Raw genomic sequence first — 6244 nt, 5'->3', positions numbered from 1 at the left:
CGAGACGATCCGCAAGGTCGCACGCACCACCTCCTCGATGACGACGCTCATCGAGGAGCAGCCCGAGTTCCAGTACGGCATGTCCAGTGCGCAGCAGTACGCCTGGATCAAGGAGCACCGCCCCGAGGTGTGGGAGCGGGTCAAGGCCGCGGTCGCCGCCGGACGCTTCCTGCCGCTGGGCGGCATGTGGGTCGAGTCCGACACCGTGATGCCGACGGGCGAGTCGCTGGTGCGGCAGTTCTCGCACGGGCAGCGGTTCTTCGAGCGCGAGTTCGGCATCCGGTCGAAGGGCGTCTGGTTGCCGGACAGCTTCGGGTACTCGCCCGCCCTGCCGCAGCTGATGCGCCGTGCCGGGTTCGAGTGGTTCTTCACGCAGAAGATCTCGTGGAACCAGCAGAACGTCTTCCCGCATCACTCGTTCCTCTGGGAGGGCATCGACGGCTCGCAGGTGTTCACGCACTTCCCGTCGATGGACACCTACAACTCGCAGCTGAGCGGCATGGAGGTCGCGAAGGCCTCGCGCCAGTTCAAGGAGAACCGACTCAGCTCGCGGTCGATCGCCCCGGTCGGCTGGGGCGACGGCGGCGGCGGCACGACCCGCGAGATGACGGGCAAGGCCGAGCGCCTGCGCGACCTCGAGGGCAGTGCACAGGTCGTGTGGGAGCACCCGGACGTCTTCTTCGACGCCGCCAAGGCCGAGCTGCCGCATCCAGCGGTCTGGGTCGGTGAGCTGTATCTCGAGCTGCACCGCGGAACGCTCACCAGCCAGCACGCCACGAAGGCGCTGCACCGCTGGGCCGAGCACGCGCTGATCGAGGCCGAGCTGTGGGCCGCGACGGATGCGGTGCGCACCGGCGCCGCGTATCCGCAGGCCGAGTTCGACCGGCTGTGGCAGGCCGTGCTGCTGCACGAGTTCCACGACATCCTGCCCGGCACCTCGATCGCGTGGGTGCATCGGGAGGCGGTCTCCGTGCTGAGCGACGTGCTGTCGGATGCCGAGGACATCTCCCTCGCCGCTCGCCGTTCGCTCGCCGGCGAGGGCGACCGCGAGCTGCAGTTCGAGCCGACATCGGTCGGGCGCGGACGTGCGCTCGGGGCGGCGTTCGTCGCCGAGCCGACCGCGGCGCCGGTCTCACTCACCGAGGAGAACGGCGGGTGGCGACTCGAGAACGAGCTCGTCTCCGTGCTGGTGTCGGCCGAGGGCCTGATCGTGTCCGCCATCGACAAGGCCAGCGGTCGCGAGGCGGTGGCCGAGGGCAAGGCCGCGAACCTCTTCCAGCTGCACCAGGACTTCCCGAACATGTGGGACGCGTGGGACATCGACCGGTACTACCGCAACAGCGTCGACGACCTCACCGCGGTCACGTCGATCGAAGCGTCGATGGTCGGCAGGGCCGCGCGGATCGTGGTCGTGCGTCCGTTCTCGGAGTCCACGATCGAGCAGACGATCATCCTCCACCCCGAGTCGCGCACCGTGCTGCTGCGCAACGAGATCGACTGGCACGAGACCGAGAAGCTGCTCAAGCTCGCGTTCCCGCTCGACATCCAGGCCGCGCACACCGACGCCGAGACCCAGTTCGGCTACCAGTCACGCGTCACGCACACGAACACCAGCTGGGAAGCGGCGAAGTTCGAGACCTCGATGCACCGCTTCGTGCTCGTGCGCGAGCAGGACTTCGGCGTCGCCCTCGTCAACGACTCGATCTACGGGTACGACACCTCGCGGGAGGTGTCCGACGACGCGGTGACGACGACGGTGCGGCTGTCGCTGCTGCGGGCCCCGCGCTTCCCCGACCCCGACACCGACCACGGCCACCACGAGATCGAGGTCGGTTTCGTGATCGGAGCGGATGCCGCGGTCGCGACAGCCGAGGGCATCAGGATCAACGCGCTTCCGAGCGTCGTGCGTGGTGCGCGTGAGGTCGAACCGCTCGTGTCGGTGCAGGGAGACGGCATCGTGGTGTCGGCGGTCAAGCTCGCCGACGACGGTTCCGGCGACGTGATCGTGCGGGTGTACGAGGCGCTCGGGCGCCGTGCGGTCGGCGAGCTGGCGGTCGGCTTCGAGCACCGAGAGGTGCGCGAGGTGAGCCTGATCGAGGACGACATCGATGACGCGCGGGTCGGCGGCGAGCTGCAGCTGCGACCGTTCGAGGTGCGCACGCTGCGCATCGTGCGCTGAGACTGGGTGCCCGTCGAGGTCGTCGGGCCCGTTGTGGTCGCCGGGCGGGTGCGCGACGATGGCGGGATGGCGAGCATCGACGACGTGCGGGCGATCGCCCTTGCGCTCCCCGGAGTTGAAGAGGTGGTGAGCGGCCACACCGGCGAGGCCGCGTGGCGCGTCAAGAGCGGGCAGTTCGCCTGGCTCCGCGGCCCGAGCGCGACCGACCTGCGGCAGCTCTCCGACCACGGGCGCGAGTGGCCCGCGGGAGAGGTGCTCGCCGTGCGCGTCGCCGACCTCGAGGAGAAGGAGGCCCTGCTCGCCGCGGAGCCCGACGTGCTCTTCACGATCCCGCACTTCGACGGCTACCCCGGGCTGCTCGTTCGCCTCGACGCCGTCGACCGCGATCGCCTGGACGAGATCGTCACCGATGCCTGGCTGGTGCGGGCACCCGCCGGGGTGGCGAAGGAGTGGCTCGCGGAGCGCGGGCTCGGCTGAGCGGCGTGCCGCCTCGAGGGCTGCTCAGGCGGGATCGAGTCGCAGCACGTCGGGGGACTCTCCGCCGGCGAGGTCGTCGGCGATACGGATGCTGCGCGCCAACTCATCGAGCGCGCCGACCAGCGTGCCGAACCGCTCCTTGTCGCTGCACACCGCGGTCAGCGTCACCAGATGCGTACCCGTGTCCCAGGTGTAGGTCGCGAAGGGCGGCGACGCCGGCGAGGGCGGCATCGGCACGAGCAGCTTCTCGCCCACACCGAGCCGGGTGGGGAAGGACTCCGTGTCGTCGTAGTCCATCGGCATCGAGGCTCGGGCGATCCGCACGTCGGGGGTCAGGACCTGCGCGGTCGCCATCGCCACGACCAGGTCGGGTTCGGCCTTCCAGGTCCACACGAGCACGCGGCCGTCCGCCCGCTTCATCAGCATCGGCGCCGCCTGACTCATCGCCCACGCGCCGAACCGCGATCCGGGGCGCTCGGGCGCGCCGACGGCCGCATTGACCTGGCCCAGCAGCATCCGGATCGCCGCCTTGCGGTGCCGGCGGCCCCTCCATCCGAGCGAGTCCGTCACGGGAATCCACAGCTGGGGATCGGCGTCGGCAGTCAGTCGCATGGCTCCACGCTAACGGCTGAGGCTGAGGGATGCCCGGTACGCCTCGGCCGTCCGCGCAGGGCGCTCGGGTAGAGTGGCCAGCGCCCGACCAGGGCTTTCCCTTGGCCGCCACATCGTAAGGCTGCATGTCTGTGACTCCCTCCGACGATCCGATCGATCCGTCGAGCGGCCCCGCCGCCGAACCCGCGCCCCGCCCGTTGAAGATCGTGATCGGCTGCGACACTTTCGCGCCCGACATCAACGGCGCCGCCCGCTTCGCCGAGCGCCTCGCTGCGGGCCTCGTGCAGCGCGGCCACGACGTGCACGTCGTCGCCCCCAACCAGGCCTACCGACGCGCGCAGCCGCGCACCGAGGTCATCGAGGGTGAGCCGATGACCCTGCACCGGCTGCCGTCGGTGCGCTGGGCTCCCCACGACTGGCTCCGGTTCGTGTGGCCCTGGCGCTCGAAGCACTACGCCCGCCAGGTCATCGACCGGGTGCAGCCGGACATCGTGCACATCCAGTCGCACATCGTGATCGGCCGCGGCCTCGCCTACGTCGCCCATGAGCGCGGCATCCCGGTCGTCGCCACCAACCACGTCATGGCCGAGAACATCCTCGATCACACGACCATGCCGAAGTTCATCGATGACCTGGTCCTGAAGTTCGCCTGGGCCGATGCCAAGCGCACGTTCGACCTGACTCGTGCGATCACGACCCCGACGCGTCGCGCCGCCGACTTCCTCGAGAAGACCGTCGAGGTCCAAGGCGTGATCCCGGTGAGCTGCGGCATCGACCGCACGCAGTACACGCCGGTGATCGCCCCGCGTGACGAGAACCGCATCGTCTTCGTCGGCCGCCTCACCGCCGAGAAGCAGGTCGAGGTCATCCTGAAGGCCATGACGAAACTCGACCCGGCGCTCGAGACCACGTTCGACATCGTCGGCGGTGGCGACCAGCGCAAGCAGCTGGAGCACCTGGCCGCGCAGCTCGGGCTCGCCGACCGCGTCACCTTCCACGGCCGCACCAGCGACGAGGAACTTCGGGCGCTGCTGTCGCGCGCGAGCCTGTTCGTGATCGCGTCGATCGCCGAGCTGCAGTCCATCGCGACCATGGAGGCCATGGCGTCGGCGCTGCCGATCGTCGCGGCGGATGCCGTCGCCCTCCCGCACCTCGTGCACGACGGCGAGAACGGCTACCTGTTCGAGCCGGGAAACGTCGAGGAGCTCGCCGCGCGCCTGACCGATGTGCTCACCGCGGAGCCGGCCGAGTACGAGCGGATGCAGCGAGCTTCGCTCGACGGTGTCGCGATCCACGACATCAACCGCACCCTCGACACCTTCGAGGCGCTGTACCGCGACGAGCCGCTGCCCGAGTAGCCCGCCATGCACGGTATCCCCCTCGGATCACGGCGCCGCGACGCCTCGGCGACGGAGTAGCGCGCCATGCACATCGTCTTCTTCGGCGATCAGCACCTCGACTCCCTCGGCGGAGCGCAGGTGTCGATGCGGCTCCAGCGGGAGTTCCTCGAACGCGCCGGACACACCGTCACGGTCGTCGCGCCGAAGATGCACGGCTCGCGCTCGTCGACGGGCACCCACGGCGGGGCGTACGTCGACCTGCCCTCGATGCCGATCACGCTCGACCGCGAGTACTCGATGACGTGGCCGGGGCGGGCGACCGACCGCTTCCTCGACAAGGCCATGACCCGCCGCCCGCCGGTGGACCTGGTGCACGTGCAAGCCGATTTCTGGGGCGCGTTCATCGGGCATCGCTACGCCCAGCGCCATGGCATCGCGGTCGTGCACACGATGCACAACCGCGTCGACGTCGGGATCGCGGCCGTCACTCCGCTGCATCGCCCCGTGCTCGCCGTGTTGAACGCCTGGCGCGGCGGCGCGATGCGCGGGATCGGCGAACCCGTGCGGGGTGCCGACGGCTGGGCGTTCCTGCGCGGCCTCGCCGCCGGAGCATCCGCCGTGACCGCGCCGTCGACGCATTTCGCGCGACGCCTCGAGCAGCACGACGTGTTCCCGCGGGTCGACGTGATCTGGAACGGCATCGACGATGACCTGCGCGCACAGACGCTCGCTGCGCGACCGGCGGCCCGGGAGCCCGGACGGCCCCGCTTCGTCTGGCTCGGACGGATGAGTCCGGAGAAGCGCCTGCTGCCGTTCCTCGACGCGTTCGTCGCCGCGGGCATCGACGCGGAACTCGAGATCATCGGCGGCGGAGGGCAGCGCGCCGCGGCCGAGAAGATCGTGCGCGGCCACGACGGCGTGCGCTTCGCCGGACGACTGACCTACCCGCAGACCCTGGAGAGGATCGCCGCCGCCGACGCGCTCGTGCAGACCTCGATCGGCTTCGAGACCCAGGGGATGACCCCGTTCGAGGCGGCCACGCTCGGCACGCCCTCCGTGATCTGCGACCCCGACATCGCGGCGGAGCTCGGCGGGGGGCTGTGGGCGGTTCCGGATGCCGGCGCCACCGCATCGGGCCGGGAGCTCGAGGCCCGACGACTCGCTGCGCTCACGGAGACCCTGCGGTTGGCTGCATCCGACATCGCCGCAGGCACCGCACCGACGCCGGTTCCCGAGGTCGCCGAGGCGTTCCGCCAGTCGTCGCGCACGGCCGCCATGGTCGAGGTCTACGAGCGGGTGCTCGCCCGGCGCTGACGCAGGCTGAGGGTCACACGAAGCGCAGGAAGGCGATGCCGACCCAGCTGAAGATCATCCCGAGGGCACCGGCGCCCGCGATGCCGATCGCGACGCCGGCGAGAAGGCGCGGGCCCGGGCGACGCGCGGCGATGATGCCCAGCACGAGCGCCACGAGGTAGGCGAAGAAGGAGATCACGCCGATCGCCTCATCGATCACGTAGGCGGATCCGTACCCGAAGTTCGACGTGTAGATCAGGAGTCGCACGATCGAGGAGATGAGGTTGACCGCGAGCGTGATGACGGCGATCACGACGGCGGTCCGCCCGAGCGCGCTGCCGGC

The 6244-nt window shown here is 70.4% G+C and carries 6 protein-coding genes; 4 read left to right on the top strand and 2 right to left on the bottom strand.

Annotated features, from left to right (window positions below; genetic code table 11):
* Both ACNPM4_RS09645 and ACNPM4_RS09640 read left to right on the top strand, forming a co-directional pair.
* On the top strand, positions 1-2179 hold a 2179-nt coding region (locus ACNPM4_RS09645; protein WP_448985523.1), incomplete at its 5' end, for an alpha-mannosidase.
* Between the two features lie 66 nt (positions 2180-2245).
* Positions 2246-2656, top strand: a complete 411-nt coding sequence (locus ACNPM4_RS09640; RefSeq protein ID WP_400857521.1) for an MmcQ/YjbR family DNA-binding protein — start codon at positions 2246-2248, stop codon at positions 2654-2656.
* Positions 2657-2680: 24 nt separating this feature from the next.
* On the opposite strand, the gene ACNPM4_RS09635 is transcribed toward ACNPM4_RS09640, so the two are convergent.
* The gene (locus tag ACNPM4_RS09635) at positions 2681-3268 is read right to left on the bottom strand and encodes a hypothetical protein (protein WP_448985522.1); all 588 of its coding nucleotides are present in this window, start codon (positions 3266-3268) and stop codon (positions 2681-2683) included.
* Between the two features lie 125 nt (positions 3269-3393).
* Here ACNPM4_RS09635 and ACNPM4_RS09630 point away from each other — a divergent pair, with 125 nt between their 5' ends.
* A complete protein-coding gene (locus tag ACNPM4_RS09630) occupies positions 3394-4626 on the top strand; it encodes a glycosyltransferase (protein WP_448985521.1) in 1233 nt (410 codons plus the stop codon).
* Between the two features lie 66 nt (positions 4627-4692).
* A complete protein-coding gene (locus ACNPM4_RS09625) occupies positions 4693-5922 on the top strand; it encodes a glycosyltransferase (RefSeq protein ID WP_448985520.1) in 1230 nt (409 codons plus the stop codon).
* 13 nt (positions 5923-5935) lie between these two features.
* Here the strand turns inward: ACNPM4_RS09625 and ACNPM4_RS09620 are convergent.
* Positions 5936-6244 (bottom strand): hypothetical protein (locus tag ACNPM4_RS09620; RefSeq protein ID WP_448985519.1); only part of this gene is annotated, 309 nt, incomplete at its 5' end.

The sequence above is a fragment of the Microbacterium umsixpiens genome (genome assembly GCF_053543675.1).
Note: the sequence above shows the minus strand (reverse complement) of the source record. Positions and strands in the feature narration are given on the sequence as shown.

Excerpts from the sequence above, each read along its gene's own strand:
- ACNPM4_RS09635 (WP_448985522.1), bottom strand. The coding sequence starts at position 3,268 with ATGCGACTGACTGCCGACGCCGATCCCCAGCTGTGGATTCCCGTGACG.
- ACNPM4_RS09630 (WP_448985521.1), top strand. The coding sequence starts at position 3,394 with ATGTCTGTGACTCCCTCCGACGATCCGATCGATCCGTCGAGCGGCCCC.
- ACNPM4_RS09625 (WP_448985520.1), top strand. The coding sequence starts at position 4,693 with ATGCACATCGTCTTCTTCGGCGATCAGCACCTCGACTCCCTCGGCGGA.
- ACNPM4_RS09640 (WP_400857521.1), top strand. The coding sequence starts at position 2,246 with ATGGCGAGCATCGACGACGTGCGGGCGATCGCCCTTGCGCTCCCCGGA.